The following is a 13,384-nucleotide window of genomic DNA, read 5'->3' on the forward strand; positions in this document are numbered from 1 at the left end:
ACGAATTTCGTGTAGACTTGCGCCCTGTGAAGAACCTCACCATCACCGTCGAAGACAGCGTGCTCGAATGGGCCCGCATCGAGGCCGCGCGCCGCGGCACCAGCGTCTCGCGCATGGTGGGCGACTTCATGGCAGAGATGCAGCGCCGCGAGGACGCCTACGAGCGCGCCTACCTGGCCTGGCGCACCGACGAGCGCGGCTGGGACGGCGGCCAGCCGTCATCCGCACAGCCCGCCCAGCGCAGTGCCGCGCTGCGCCGCGAGGGCCAGGCATGAACACCGTCTTCGTCGATACCTCCGTGCTGGTCGCTGCCGAAGACACGGGGCAGGGCGCCTTGCATGCCGCCGTGCTGCAGTGGCTGGACCTGCTGTGGCGCACGCGCAGCGGGCGCACCGGCAGCCAGTCGCTGTGCGAGTTCTATGAACAGGTCACCACGGCCGCCCAGCCTTTGCCGCAGGGCGATGCGCGCGCCGCCATCCGCCGCTACCAGACCTGGACGCCCTGGAAGACCGATGCCGCCACGCTGGAGACCGCCTGGGCCGTGCAATCTCGCCACCAACTGGCTTTTGGCGACTGCCTGGCCGTGGCCTGCGCCCAGCACAGCGGCTGCGAGCAGATGCTGACCCTGCACCTGCCGCACGGCACCCAGTTTGGCGGCGTCGCCATGGTGCACCCGCTGCACCAGGCGCCGCCGCAGCAGCAGGCCTGAGCGGCTTCGTTGATGGATTTCTTCCCCCACTGACTCGTGAAAGTGTGCATGCCATGACAGCTTCCATTCCGCAGGTTCAGGCCCTGGCCCTGGAGCGCATCCGCGCCGATGTCCGCTCCATGCATGCCTACCATGTGCAGCCCTCGCAAGGCCTGCTCAAGATGGACACGATGGAGAACCCCTTCCGCCTGCCCCCTGAATTGCAGGCCGCGCTGGGCGAGCGCCTGGGCCGGCTGGAGATCAACCGCTACCCTGGCGAGCGCCAGGAAGTGCTCAAGGACATGCTGGCCCGCTACGCGCAGGCGCCGGCCGGCAGCGCCGTGCTGCTGGGCAATGGCTCGGACGAGATCATCACGCTGCTGGCCCTGGCCTGTGCCCAGCCCCACGCCGAGGGCCGCGCCACCATGCTGGCGCCCATGCCGGGCTTCGTCATGTACCCCATGAGCGCCAGGCTGCAGGGCCTGGACTTTGTGGGCGTCAATCTGACGGCCGACTTCGAGCTGGACGTGCCCGCCATGCGCGCCGCCATTGCCGAGCACCGCCCCGCCATCACCTATATCGCCTACCCCAACAATCCCACGGCCACGCTCTGGGCCGAGGCCGATGTGCAGGCCGTGATCGACGCGGTCGGAGCCATCGGCGGCCTGGTCGTCATGGACGAGGCCTACCAGCCCTTCGCCCGCCGCAGCTGGGCAGAGAACATGCGCGCCGACCCGGCCCGCAACGCCCATGTGCTGCTGATGCGCACGCTCAGCAAGTTCGGCCTGGCAGGCGCGCGCCTGGGCTACCTGATCGGCCCGGCCGCCATCGTCGGCGAGATCGACAAGGTGCGCCCGCCCTACAACATCAGCGTGCTCAACTGCGAGACGGCCATCTTCGCGCTGGAGCACGAGGCGCTGTATGCGCAGCAGGCCGTGGCCATCCGCGCCGAGCGCCAGCCGCTGATCGATGCGCTGGCCACGCTGCCGGGTGTGGAAAAGATCTGGCCGTCCGAGGCCAACATGGTCTTGCTGCGCGTGCGCGATGCCGCGCGCGCCCAGGCCGAGATGAAGGCCCGGGGCGTGCTGGTGAAGAATGTCTCTGCCATGCACCCGCTGCTGGCCAACTGCCTGCGACTGACCGTGGGCACCCACGAAGAAAACGCCCAGATGCTGGCGGCCCTGAAGGAATCCCTATGAGCAATGCAGTTCCCGCACGCACCGCCGAAGTGCAGCGCAATACCGCCGAGACCCGGATCAAGGTCGCCATCAACCTGGACGGCACGGGCAAGGCCAGCCTGCGCTCGGGCATCGGTTTTCTGGACCACATGCTCGACCAGATCGCGCGCCATGGCCTGATCGACCTCGATATCGACTGCGAGGGTGACCTGCACATCGACGGCCACCACACGGTGGAGGACATCGGCATCACCCTGGGCCAGGCCTTTGCCAAGGCCGTGGGCGACAAGAAGGGCATCCGCCGCTACGGCCATGCCTATGTGCCGCTGGACGAGGCCCTGAGCCGCGTGGTCATCGATTTCTCGGGCCGCCCGGGCCTGCACATGGACGTGAAATTCACGGCCGGCAGCATCGGCCAGCTCGACACCCAGCTGGTCTACGAGTTCTTCCAGGGCTTCGTCAACCACGCGGGCGTGACCATGCACATCGACAATCTCAAGGGCTTCAACGCCCACCACCAGTGCGAGACCATCTTCAAGGCCTTCGCACGCGCCCTGCGCTTTGCGCTGGAGCATGACGAGCGCATGGCCGGTGTCATCCCCTCGACCAAGGGCGCTCTGTAAAGAGAAGCGATTGACTCCGGTCAAAGCTTGATCTGACCGGGCAATCCCGCCGAAAATCCGACAGAACACGCGCCACACGCTATGAGTTTGACTGACAACACCGTCGCCGTCGTCGATTACGGCATGGGCAATCTGCGCTCGGTTTCCCAGGCCGTGCGCACGGCCGCCGCCGACTCCGGCTGGCAGGTCGTGGTGACCGCCGATCCCGAGGTGGTGCTGGCCGCCAACCGGGTCGTGCTGCCGGGCCAGGGTGCCATGCCCGACTGCATGCGCGAACTGCGCGAATCCGGCCTGCAGGACGCCGTGCTGCATGCCGCTGCCAACAAGCCCCTGTTCGGCGTCTGCGTGGGCATGCAGATGCTGCTGGACCACAGCGACGAGGGCGATGTGCCTGGCCTGGGCCTGATCCCCGGCAATGTGCGCAAGTTCGATCTGGCGGGCCGCGTCCAGGCCGACGGCAGCCGCTTCAAGGTGCCGCAAATGGGCTGGAACCGCGTGCACCGCAAGCACAATGCCGGGCAGTCCCACCCGCTGTGGCGTGGAATTCCCGAAGACAGCTTCTACTACTTCGTGCACAGTTTCTACGCCGTGGTGCAGCAGCCCCAGCATTGCGCTGCAGAGGCCGACTACGGCGGGCGCTTTGCCTGCGCCATCGCACGCGATAATATTTTCGCCACCCAGTTTCACCCCGAAAAGAGCGCGGACCAGGGCCTGGCCCTGTTCCGCAACTTTCTGGGCTGGAAGCCCTGAACCCTCTTTCCTTCCCCGCACCGGCCGCTGCATCCCAGGCCTTCATTGCTCGCAAACCATCATGCTGCTCATTCCTGCCATCGACCTCAAGGACGGCCACTGCGTACGCCTCATCCAGGGTGATATGGACCAGTCGACCACGTTCGGCGAAGACCCGGCCATCATCGCCCGCCGCTGGCTCGACGCCGGCGCACGCCGCCTGCATCTGGTGGACCTCAATGGCGCGTTTGCGGGCCAGCCCAAGAACCTGGTGGCCATCAAGGCCATCCTCAAAGAGGTGGATGGCCGGATTCCGGTGCAGCTCGGCGGCGGCATCCGTGACCTGGACACCATCGAGAAATACATAGACGCCGGCATCAGCTACGTGATCATCGGCACCGCTGCCGTGAAGAACCCCGGCTTTCTGCAGGACGCCTGCAGCGCCTTCGGCGGCCATGTGATCGTCGGGCTCGATGCCAAGGACGGCAAGGTGGCCATCGACGGCTGGAGCAAGCTCACGGGCCAGGACGTGCACTCGGTGGCCAAGCGCTTCGAGGACTGGGGCGTGGAGTCCATCATCTACACCGACATCGGCCGCGACGGCATGCTCACGGGCATCAACATCGACGCCACCGTCAATCTCGCGCAATCGCTGAAGATTCCCGTCATCGCCTCGGGCGGCCTGGCGGGCATGGCCGACATCGAAGCGCTGTGCAAGGTCGAGGACGAAGGCATCGAAGGCGTGATCTGCGGCCGCGCCATCTACTCGGGCGACCTTGACTTCGCCGCGGCGCAGGCCCGCGCCGACGAGCTCAGGGCCTGAACGGCCTGCGCCTTCCCTGTATTCGCGGGCGCCTGTGCTTCACAGGCGCCCGCGCTGCATTCAGCGCCAGGGATTTAGGCTTTCTTTACGAGCAGGCGGGCATGGCCTGCCCGGCATTGGTGGCGCGCACGGTCTGCACAAAGGCATCCCAGTAATTCGGCAGCCCGGCCCAGGGGTTGCCCACGCCGGTGCTGGGCTCGAACTCCAGCTGGGTCACATAGATCCATCCCGCCTGGTAGCGGGCCGAGGCGGCCGACTGCACAGCCGTCTGCATGGCCGCGCAGCCCGACACGTTGTGCACCAGCGAGGCCTGGTGGCTGTTGGGCAGCCCGTACAGCCAGTCAAAACTCGTCGTGCGCGGATCGTAGGTGGCGTAGGTGGAGCCCTTGCCCTCGAACGTGGTCAGCACATCGGCCACATCGGCATAACCGGCCACGGGAACGAGGCCCGGGTTGCCGATCACGATCAGGTTGGGATTCTTGGCCTTGATGTACTGGTAGATGGTGCGGTAGAAGTCCAGCCGGTTGGTGGTGGCCGCCATCTCGTCAATGAAGAAGCCCTTGACCAGGCCCGCGCCGTAGTGCGTGAAATAGTTGTCGATATTGGCTTGGATGCTGGCCAGCGATCGCGTGCCCGTGCCATAGCTGGAGCTCACATAGCCCACCAGCTGCCCGCCCGCGTTGGCAAAAGCGGTGGCGGCGCGCGTGATGTTCGCGTCTGGGCCACTGAAAATGCCGTTGGCCGGATTCAGGATGGCCGTCATCTGCACGGTCGGATTCGCCTGTGCGCTGGCCGTCAGCGCATTCCAGGCCGTGGCTCCCGAGCCGGTGGGATAGAAATACGTGGGCACCAGCACCCGCAGCGGTGCAGGTGCAGGACGCAGATAGAAGGTCTGGGAAGCGCTGCCCGTGCGGCCTGCCACGGTGGCGCTGGCCTGAACCTGCTGGCGGCCCGGCGTGGCGCCGGTCAGCGAAGCCGTTGCCACGCCGGAGCTGGTCAGCGCCGAGGTGCTGACGCCTGTGGCTGCGCTGAAGCTCACCACGGTTCCATCGGCGGCATTCACGCCATCGGCCAGAACACCTGCGCGCAGGGTCAGTGCCGAGCCTGCAGTCACCACATCCCTGGCGGCCGGGGCCGTCCATTGCACGGTGACCGAGGTCACTCCGGGCTGGCCGGTGCCGCCGTCACCCCCATTACCGCCATTGCCACCGCCAGCGTTGCTGTCACCACCGCCGCCTCCGCCGCAGGAGGCCACCGAGGCGGCCAGGGCGAGCATGCCGAGTCGCAGGACAAGAGGAGAGGGAGCGGGGGAGCGTTGCATGACAGAGGAGGGCTGAGCGGGGAAAAGGCTATATTCAAGCATGAAAGTTACATCTTCCTTTCCCGCAGTAACAGCTTTACCTGCGGCCGCGCAAGCTCCCGACGCCTGTGCTGATGCATGGCAGGGCCTGCCCGCCATCCGCCTGCGCCTGGCGTGCGGCGATACCGCCCTGGTGGCCTTGCAGGGTGCGCAGTTGCTGTCCTGGCAGGCCGGTGGCGAGGAGCAACTGTTCCTGAGCCCTCATGCCGCCCATGACGGCCACACACCCATACGCGGCGGTATTCCGGTCTGCTTTCCCCAATTCAACCAACGCGGCCCGCTGGTCAAGCACGGCTTTGCGCGCACCCTGACGTGGCAGGCCGATGCAGCACAGGCCGAGGTTCTTGCCGGCGATGGCTTGTTCCTGCGGCTCAAGCTTGCCGATACGCCGCAGACGCGCGCCGTCTGGCCGCATTCCTTCGAGACCTGGCTGGAGGTGACGCTGTTGCCCGGCCGGCTTGACGTGGAGCTGGTGGTGCACAACCGGGGCGACACGCCTTTGGCCTTCACTGCCGCATTGCACAGCTACCTGCGTGTGGCGGACGTGGAGCAATGCCGGCTGCAAGGCCTTGACGGCCTGCCCTACTGGGATGCCGTGGCCGACACCCATCCCATGCAGCAAGGCGACGTGCGCTTTGGCGAAGAGCTCGATCGCGTCTACCCCCGGCCCGGGAAGACCATGGAGCTGGCCGCTCCTGCCGGAGGCTTGCGCATCTCGCAGGATGCCGCCTGGAGCGAGACCGTGGTCTGGAACCCAGGCCCCGCGCTGTGTGCCCGCCTGGCCGACATGCCGCCACAAGGGTGGCGGCAGATGCTGTGCGTGGAGGCCGCCGCCATCGATGCGCCCGTGCATGTGGCGCCCGGCGCGCATTGGCGCGCCGCGCAGCGCCTGCACAAGCTGTAGTTCAGCGCCGGCCCTGCAATAGAAAAAGCGCCTGTGAACAGGCGCTTTTTTCGTTGGGGCGGGAGCCGGGTCAGCGGCGCTGCATGCGTTGTGCCGACTGCGCAGGGCGCAGGCCCGGGGTGATCTGCAGCTCCACGGGACCTTCGCCACGGCGCACATCGAATTTCGCAGCCTCGCCGGGCTTGAGCGCGGCCACCGCGGTCAGCAGTTCCGACACATTGCGGATGGGCTTGTCGCCCACCTGCACGATCACATCGCCCGGGCGCATGCCGGCCTGGGCAGCGGGGCCTGCCTGCAGCACGCCGGTGATGATCACGCCGGAGTCGGCCTTCACGCCAAAGGTCTCGGCCAGTTCCGGTGACAGTTCATTGGGCTCCACGCCGATCCAGCCGCGCACCACGCGGCCGTCCTTGACGATGCCGTCCAGCACCAGCTTGGCCGTGGATACGGGAATCGCAAAGCCGATGCCCATGCTGCCGCCCGAGCGCGAATAGATGGCGGTATTGATGCCCAGCAGATTGCCGCTGGCATCCACCAGTGCGCCGCCCGAATTGCCAGGGTTGATGGCGGCGTCGGTCTGGATGAAGTTCTCGAAGGTATTGATGCCCAGCTGACTGCGGCCCAGTGCGCTGACGATGCCGCTGGTCACCGTCTGGCCCACGCCGAAGGGGTTGCCGATGGCCAGCACGCGGTCGCCCACATCGATCTGGTCGGAATTGCCCAGAACGATGACGGGCAGCTTGTCCAGGGCGATCTTGAGCACGGCCAGGTCGGTCTCGGGATCGGTGCCGATCACCTGGGCCTTGGCCTGGCGGCTGTCGGTCAGCGTGACCTCGATGTCGTCCGCACCCTCGACCACGTGGTTGTTGGTCAGGATGTAGCCGTCGGTGCTGATGATCACGCCGCTGCCCAGGCCTGCCTGCTCCTGCGTGCCCTGGTCGCCGAAGAAGAACTGGAACCACGGATCGTTGCTGCGCGGATGGCGCACTGCCTTGCTGGTGTTGATGCTCACCACGGCCGGCGCTGCCTTCTTGGCCGCAGGTGCAAAGCTGCCGGGGCTGACCTCTCCGACGGGCGTGGCCGGCGCCTCCAGCAACGCGATGCCGGCATTGCTGCGCACGGCTCCACGGCGCAGCCAGTCCGGCTGCAGGGTGGCGACGACAAAGTAGGCAGCCACCAAGATGGTGACCACCTGCGAAAACAGCAGCCAGGTGCGTTTCATGAAGTGTGGTGTTCTGTGCGGGAGTACAAGGCCTCATTGTGAGGCATGTCGTACACAGGGCGGTGGTGGGCGCGTTCGCTGGGGCGCTGGGTGATCGATGAATCACCGGACAACCGACATTGCTATATCGGGATGTGCCGATTTTTGCCTTTTTCTGAAGCGCTGAAGAACGAGTCATTTTTTTTTGTTGCGCCATTTGAAATGGGACAAGTCTTATTTAAATTGGCTTGCTAATTATTTTTTCAAGTCACGATTTGATACGGAAGAGGAATTTCAATACAATCGCGGCCCAATGAATAGAGTGGGGACGGAGGGGCTATGGAGTGGAAAGACTCGGGGAGGATTGCGCCCAGATGGCTGATGCTATTGGTTGGCGCGGTGTTTGCCATTGCAGGAACCATCGGCATTGCCTTTGCACAGGCCGCCGATGCGGTATGTGCCGAAGTCAAGATTGTCATAGAGCAAAAACTCTCGCTGGAGCGCCAGGCATTTGACGCCAGGATGGTGATCACCAATGGCCTGGCGGACCAAAAGCTGGAGAACGTCAGCATCACGCTGCAGTTCCTGGATGCGAACAACCAGACGGTGATCGCCACCACGGATCCCGCAGCCTCCGGAGCCCGCTTTTTCTACCGCACGGATGGGGTCGAGGGCATCACTTCCCTGCAGGGCGGCACGATTGCTCCCAAGGCCGTCGCCAATGTCCGATGGCTGATCATTCCCGCAGCCGGCACGGGCGGCCGCGATCCCCAGGGTGCGGTCTACTACATAGGCGCCAAGGTCACCTACACGCTGGATGGCAAGACCGACACCGTGGAGGTGGCGCCAGAGTCCATCGTCGTGCGGCCCCAGCCTGAACTGGTGCTTGACTACTTCCTGCCCCGTGACGTTCCGGGTGACGATGCCTTCACCCCCGAGGTCGAGCCTTCCGACCCCTTCACGCTGGGCGTGCGCATCAAGAACAGTGGTGGCGGCACTTCGTACAAGACAAAGATCGATACCGCGCAGCCCCGCATTGTCGAAAACCGGCAAGGGCTGCTTGTCAATTTCCAGATTCTGAGCGGCTATGTCAACGATGCGCCAGCAGGCAAAAGCCTGCTGCTCGACTTTGGCGACATCACGCCGGGATCGTCCCTGCATGGGCGCTGGAACATGGTGTCCAGCCTGGCCGGCAAATTTGTCGAATTCACGGCCGGATTCACCCATACGGATTCGCTGGGCGGTGCCCTGACGTCCCTGATCAAGACCGTCAATACCCATCAATTGGTCCAGGATGTGCGTGTCGATCTTCCAGGACGCGACAAGGTCCGCGATTTTCTGGCCCTGGATGGAGATGTCTACCGCGTCTATGAATCCGATGGCGTGGATACCGAGGTCAGCGATCAAAGCCGATCCGCCCAATTCATGCCCTCCGGTGCCACCGCCAGCCTGCAGTTCAATCCCGTGGCCAATGGCATGGCCTATGCGCGCGTGCCCGATCCCTCCAGGGGCACCCGTCTTCCCCTGCAGGTGGTCCGCTCCGACGGCTACGTCGTTCCTGGCGAAAACGTCTGGCTGTCCAGGCAGCGCAACGAGGACCTGAGCTGGAGCTATTACCTGAACCTGTTCGACGTGAACACCACGGGCCGCTACACCATCGGCCTGGTCGCTGGCGAGGCACAGGCCAGCATTGCCGGCGCGGCCTTCGAGGACCGCAATGCCAACGGGCTGCGCGATGCAGGCGAGCCCGCCATCCCCGTGCTCGAAATCAAGCTCACCGGCACGCGGGCAGGCACCGGGGAGTCGGTGCTGGCCACTGCCCACACCGATGCCCAGGGCCAATTCCGATTCGATGGACTGCTGCAGGGCAGCTATGCGCTGTCGGCTGCCGTCAGCGAGGGGCTGGTCGATGGCGCTGCGCTTGCGGGCACGGCGGGCGGCCAGTCCACGCCGGGACGCATATCGGGCATTGATCTGGCCACCGGTACGGCGGCTGCGGGCTATCTGTTTGCAAAGCGCTCCGCCAAGGTGACCGGGCCAGATCCCGAACCGGAAGCGGACATTGGCATCAGCGTGACGGCAGCACCGGCCACCATGGCGCGCGACGGTGGCTCCACGGTCACCATCACGGCACGCAATGCCGGGCCGGCCATGGCAGCGGCCACCGTCGTCCATGTGGACCTGCCCCAGGGGCTGGAGATCGCCAGCCAGTCGGCATCGGTGGGCAGCTATTCACAGGGCCGCTGGACCCTGGGCGACATGGCCAAGGACTCCGCCCCCACCCTGGTGCTGCAGGTGCGTCCTGCAGCAGGCTCCACGGCCAGGGAATTCCTGCTGGCCGCACGCATCGGCGCGGCCACCCGCGACCCCGTCACCGGCAACAACGCGGCCAGTACCCTGCTCAGGCGCGAGCAGGAGGCCTCCGTGGCCGCTTCGCAGACCCTGGACCAGGGCCTGCGTGTGCTGGCCTATGCCGCATGCGGCGCCGATACCGCTTGCACGGACGGCAAGCGCCAGGCCCTGCAGGATCTGCTCGCGCAGGCCGATGGCTCGGTGCAGCTGGCGGTCACCCCAAGTGAGCTCCGCAAGGCCTTGCGTGCCGGCGACTTCAGCGCGCTCTGGCTCCATGGCTCGGTGGATGACCTGGCCGCTTCCCAGATGGAGGAAGTGCGGGCCGCCGTCTACCGCGGTGCCTCGCTGGTCATCGATGGCGCACCAGGCGCGTTGCCGGACACCTTGGCCGACGTCTGGGGCGGCAGCCGTTCAGGCCAGCCACTGCCTGCGGGCGTCTCTGTGCACCTGGGCGATGCAGGCTTGGGCGATGCGGCGCTGGCGCTGCAAGGCCGGGCGTGGGCGTTGCAGAATGAGGGTGCAGGCTCGGAACTGGCCCGCTATGGCACAGGGCAGACTGCTGCGTTGGGCGTGGCCCACGGCAAGGGCCAGGTGCTGGTGATCGGCTTCGATGCCCTGGCGCAAGGCGCGGTTGCGGCTTCGTGGAAAGACTGGACCAAGACGCGCTTCACTGCCCTGGTTCCGCCTGTGTCCGAGCCCATGCTGGCGCAATCTGCCGTGCGCGTCAGAACCAGCATCGCCAACCGCAGCACGCAAGCCATTGCGCTGGAGCAGGCCATGACCCTGGCCAGTGGCATGAAGCTGCGTTCCTCCTCGCCGCAGGCCGTTGTCGACGGTGATCGGGTCAGGTGGACCCTGGAGCCCGCCTCCCAGGCCGAATTGCAGGTGCAGGCCTGGCTGGACCTGCCCGGCACCTCGCTGGCCACCACGGTCGAGACGCAGTTGCGCAAGGCCGGCGACAAGTCGCTGGTGGACAGCTGGTCGCAGCCGGTCACCGTCATCGCAGAACCTCAAGCCACCGCTAACACCCGGGCCGCAGTGGCTGTGCTGGCGCAGGCCACGGCAGACCAGCGGCAGGCCGTCGAGGCATTGCTGGGCCAGGCCCGGGTTGCCATGGAGCAGCAAAAGCCGGCCCAGGCCCTCTCGGCCCTGGTGCAGGCCCAGCCCCTGTTGAGGGCGCTGCCATCCCACGGTACCCGGAATGTGGCTCTGCAATCGCTGGCGCAGTGGATAGGCCTTGTCGCCGCCCAGTGGCAGGAGGAGCCCGCTCGGGATTGGACGCTTTCCATCGTGTCCGGCGACTTGCAGTCCGCCAGGCTGGAGCAGCCGTTTGCGCTGCCGCTGCAGGTGCGCCTGCAGACGGCTGGTGGCAACCCGGTGGCAGGGCAGGAGGTCACGTTCGACGCGCCTGCCAGCGGGGCCTCCGCGCGCTTTGCCGACGGCAGCCGCCAGGCGCGCGTGCTCACCGATGCACAGGGCCTGGCACGCAGCCCGGTCATGACAGCCACTGGCGCTGCGGGCAGCTTCACCGTATCCGCCGGCGTCGAGGCCTTGCCCGGCGGCGTGCGCTTCACGCTGGGCAACCTGGATGGCACGGCGCCCGTGCTGCGCATTGTCAAGTTGACAGGGGATGGGCAGACGGCCACCGTGGGGACGGCCTATGCGGCACCTGTACGTGTCAAGGTCACCGATGCGCAGGGCGCCGCCGTGGCCGGCCACGCCGTGGTCTTTGCGCTGCCGGATAGCGGAGCGAGCGCCGTGTTTGATGGTGGCACGCTCGCAGCGCAGGCCGTCACCGATGCGGCCGGCGTTGCCGCTTCGCCCGGGCTTCGTGCCAATGGACTGGTGGGCGCATTCGAGATGCGCGTGACAGCGGCCGGTGTGGGCGAAGCCTTGCGCGTATCCCTGCAAAACCAGGCCGCGCCTGTGGGCGGCAAGGATGTGGCCTTGCCCACACCCAGCGGCTCCGGCACGCTGAAAGCCTCGGTGGCGGGCGGCGGCGCCAACTGCCGCTTCAACCCGGACAAGACAGCCGTACGCAAGCCCGAGGGCTGGCTGCCGCTGTTCAACGTGCTGCTCTTCCCGCATGGCGTGTTCGACTACGAACTCACCGGCTGCGACGTCGGAAGCACGGTCACCGTTACCACCGAGTGGCCCAACCTGTTCGGCATCAGCAGCTACCTGAAGTTCGGGCCCACGCCCTATTCGAAGGGCCGCAGCATCTGGTACGCGCCCAGGAACCTGTCGATCAACGGCAACCGCATCAGCTACACCATCACCGATGGCCAGTTGGGCGACGATGACCTGCAGGCCAATGGCGTCATCAAGGACCCGGGCGGCCCCGTCATACAGTCCGGGCCGCTGCCTGAGGATCAGTTGACGGCGGTGCCTGGCCTGGAGGCGGCGGGCCTGGCCCTGTTGTCCGCCCTCATGGCCTTGGGCGCCTGCCTGCAGCACCGGCGCCGACGCGCCGCACGTGCAGGCGCGGGGATGGATGCATGAGCCCGCGTCGTTTTTGTGGCTTGGCGCATGCAGTGGCGGTGTGCGCAGCCGTCCTGGTGGCTGCACCATTGCGGGCGCAGACCGATGCCGAGCCGCAGTCCTGTCGGGCAGACGCGCATGCCGTACGGGACGCAAGGGCCGCCGAGTCCCCTGTGACGTGGCCCCGTCAGGTGCCGCCTCTGGCGTTGACCCCTTCCTGCTGGATGAGTCCGGCGGAGTGGCGGCAGCGCCTTGTTTCCCCTGGCGCACAGGCGGCCATGCTCGTTGACGTTCGGCCGGCGCAGCACAGGCGCGCTACCCCCGTCGCGCAGGCCCTGCAGATGGATTTGCCGCAGCTGCAAGGCAAGCGCTTTCTGATGCAGGAGGAAGTCATCCTGCTGGGCACCGGGCTGGACCATGCGGACCTTGACGCGGCATGCCGGCAATTGCGCAGCCAGGGCTTTGGCCGTGTGAAGGCTTTGCTGGGCGGCGCGGCGGTGGCCCTGCATCCCACGGCATCGGCCAGGCTGCAGGACCTGTCTGCCAGCGACTGGATCGCCAGCCTGGGACAAGGCATTGAATGGACGGTGCTTTCCCTCAGCAAGGCCCTGGATGCGGCGCCGGCTGTGCAGTCACCCGTTGACGAACAACAAACGCACCGGCTGGTCGCCACGCACGATCTGGCCATCCAACTGACCGCCATGGCCGGCGGCAAGGCACGCGGCGACCAGCCAGGAGGCCCCGCATCCCGGGCTTTGGTGGTCATAGCCGACGCTTCGACGGAGCCTGAGTTGCGTGCCCGATTGGCTGCGCAACGGGCCTCTTTGGGTGAGCGGCCTGACGCAATACCCGTGTACTGGCTGCAGGGCGGCTGGCAGGCCTATCAGTCACAGGTGGCGAGCATGCAGGCCATCGGAACAACGGCAGGCCACCGGCTTCAGGCGGCATGCGGGCGGTTTTGAGCGAGCACAACGATTGAACGAGTCAAGTATTGGGGGAGAAGTGGTGATGCAGTACAGCGTGCGAACGGATGGGTCTGTGGGTG

11 protein-coding genes are annotated in these 13,384 nt (G+C 66.4%); 9 read left to right on the top strand and 2 right to left on the bottom strand.

Going from position 1 to position 13,384, the window contains the following annotated elements; genetic code table 11:
* The first annotated feature begins 26 nt into the window (after nucleotides 1-26).
* The 6 genes from BW39_RS13600 (at nucleotide 27) to hisA (ending at nucleotide 4,041) form a co-directional block, all read left to right on the top strand.
* On the top strand, nucleotides 27-275 hold the full coding sequence (locus tag BW39_RS13600) for a DUF6364 family protein (RefSeq protein WP_043782827.1): 249 nt from the start codon (nucleotides 27-29) through the stop codon (nucleotides 273-275).
* Entirely contained in the window at nucleotides 272-709 is a 438-nt protein-coding gene (locus tag BW39_RS13605; protein WP_012207320.1) for a PIN domain-containing protein, read from the top strand. Before BW39_RS13600 ends, BW39_RS13605 begins: the two co-directional genes overlap by 4 nt.
* Before the next feature lie 53 nt (nucleotides 710-762).
* Nucleotides 763-1,887 carry a histidinol-phosphate transaminase gene (gene hisC, locus BW39_RS13610; RefSeq protein WP_043822285.1) on the top strand — a complete coding sequence of 375 codons (1,125 nt, stop codon included), beginning with the start codon at nucleotides 763-765 and terminating at the stop codon, nucleotides 1,885-1,887.
* Nucleotides 1,884-2,489 (top strand): imidazoleglycerol-phosphate dehydratase HisB, encoded by a 606-nt coding sequence (gene hisB / locus BW39_RS13615; protein WP_043822288.1) that lies wholly within the window; start codon nucleotides 1,884-1,886, stop codon nucleotides 2,487-2,489. The genes hisC and hisB overlap by 4 nt, the downstream gene beginning before the upstream one ends.
* Before the next feature lie 81 nt (nucleotides 2,490-2,570).
* Complete coding sequence (gene hisH, locus BW39_RS13620; protein ID WP_013800802.1) at nucleotides 2,571-3,239, top strand: imidazole glycerol phosphate synthase subunit HisH; 669 nt, start codon at nucleotides 2,571-2,573, stop codon at nucleotides 3,237-3,239.
* 61 nt (nucleotides 3,240-3,300) lie between these two features.
* On the top strand, nucleotides 3,301-4,041 hold the full coding sequence (gene hisA, locus BW39_RS13625) for a 1-(5-phosphoribosyl)-5-[(5-phosphoribosylamino)methylideneamino]imidazole-4-carboxamide isomerase (protein ID WP_012207316.1): 741 nt from the start codon (nucleotides 3,301-3,303) through the stop codon (nucleotides 4,039-4,041).
* An 85-nt stretch (nucleotides 4,042-4,126) separates the two neighbouring features.
* Here the strand turns inward: hisA and BW39_RS13630 are convergent, their stop codons facing one another.
* On the bottom strand, nucleotides 4,127-5,317 hold the full coding sequence (locus tag BW39_RS13630) for a spherulation-specific family 4 protein (protein ID WP_043822289.1): 1,191 nt from the start codon (nucleotides 5,315-5,317) through the stop codon (nucleotides 4,127-4,129).
* 85 nt (nucleotides 5,318-5,402) lie between these two features.
* On the opposite strand from BW39_RS13630, the gene BW39_RS13635 reads away from it, so the two are divergent.
* On the top strand, nucleotides 5,403-6,305 hold the full coding sequence (locus tag BW39_RS13635; RefSeq protein ID WP_043822296.1) for a D-hexose-6-phosphate mutarotase: 903 nt from the start codon (nucleotides 5,403-5,405) through the stop codon (nucleotides 6,303-6,305).
* A 70-nt stretch (nucleotides 6,306-6,375) separates the two neighbouring features.
* Here BW39_RS13635 and BW39_RS13640 read toward each other — a convergent pair whose 3' ends face one another.
* Entirely contained in the window at nucleotides 6,376-7,527 is a 1,152-nt protein-coding gene (locus BW39_RS13640) for a S1C family serine protease (protein ID WP_013800805.1), read from the bottom strand.
* Nucleotides 7,528-7,887: 360 nt separating this feature from the next.
* Here BW39_RS13640 and BW39_RS13645 point away from each other — a divergent pair, with 360 nt between their 5' ends.
* Nucleotides 7,888-12,360: an IPTL-CTERM sorting domain-containing protein gene (locus tag BW39_RS13645; protein ID WP_161786987.1), complete on the top strand. Its 4,473-nt coding sequence runs from the start codon at nucleotides 7,888-7,890 to the stop codon at nucleotides 12,358-12,360.
* Nucleotides 12,357-13,301, top strand: coding sequence for a hypothetical protein (locus BW39_RS13650; RefSeq protein WP_152547232.1), 945 nt, complete (start codon nucleotides 12,357-12,359; stop codon nucleotides 13,299-13,301). Before BW39_RS13645 ends, BW39_RS13650 begins: the two co-directional genes overlap by 4 nt.
* The last annotated feature ends 83 nt before the right edge of the window (nucleotides 13,302-13,384 follow it).

It is taken from the genome of Delftia sp. RIT313, assembly GCF_000632165.1.
Taxonomy (GTDB): Bacteria; Pseudomonadota; Gammaproteobacteria; order Burkholderiales; family Burkholderiaceae_C; genus Comamonas; species Comamonas acidovorans.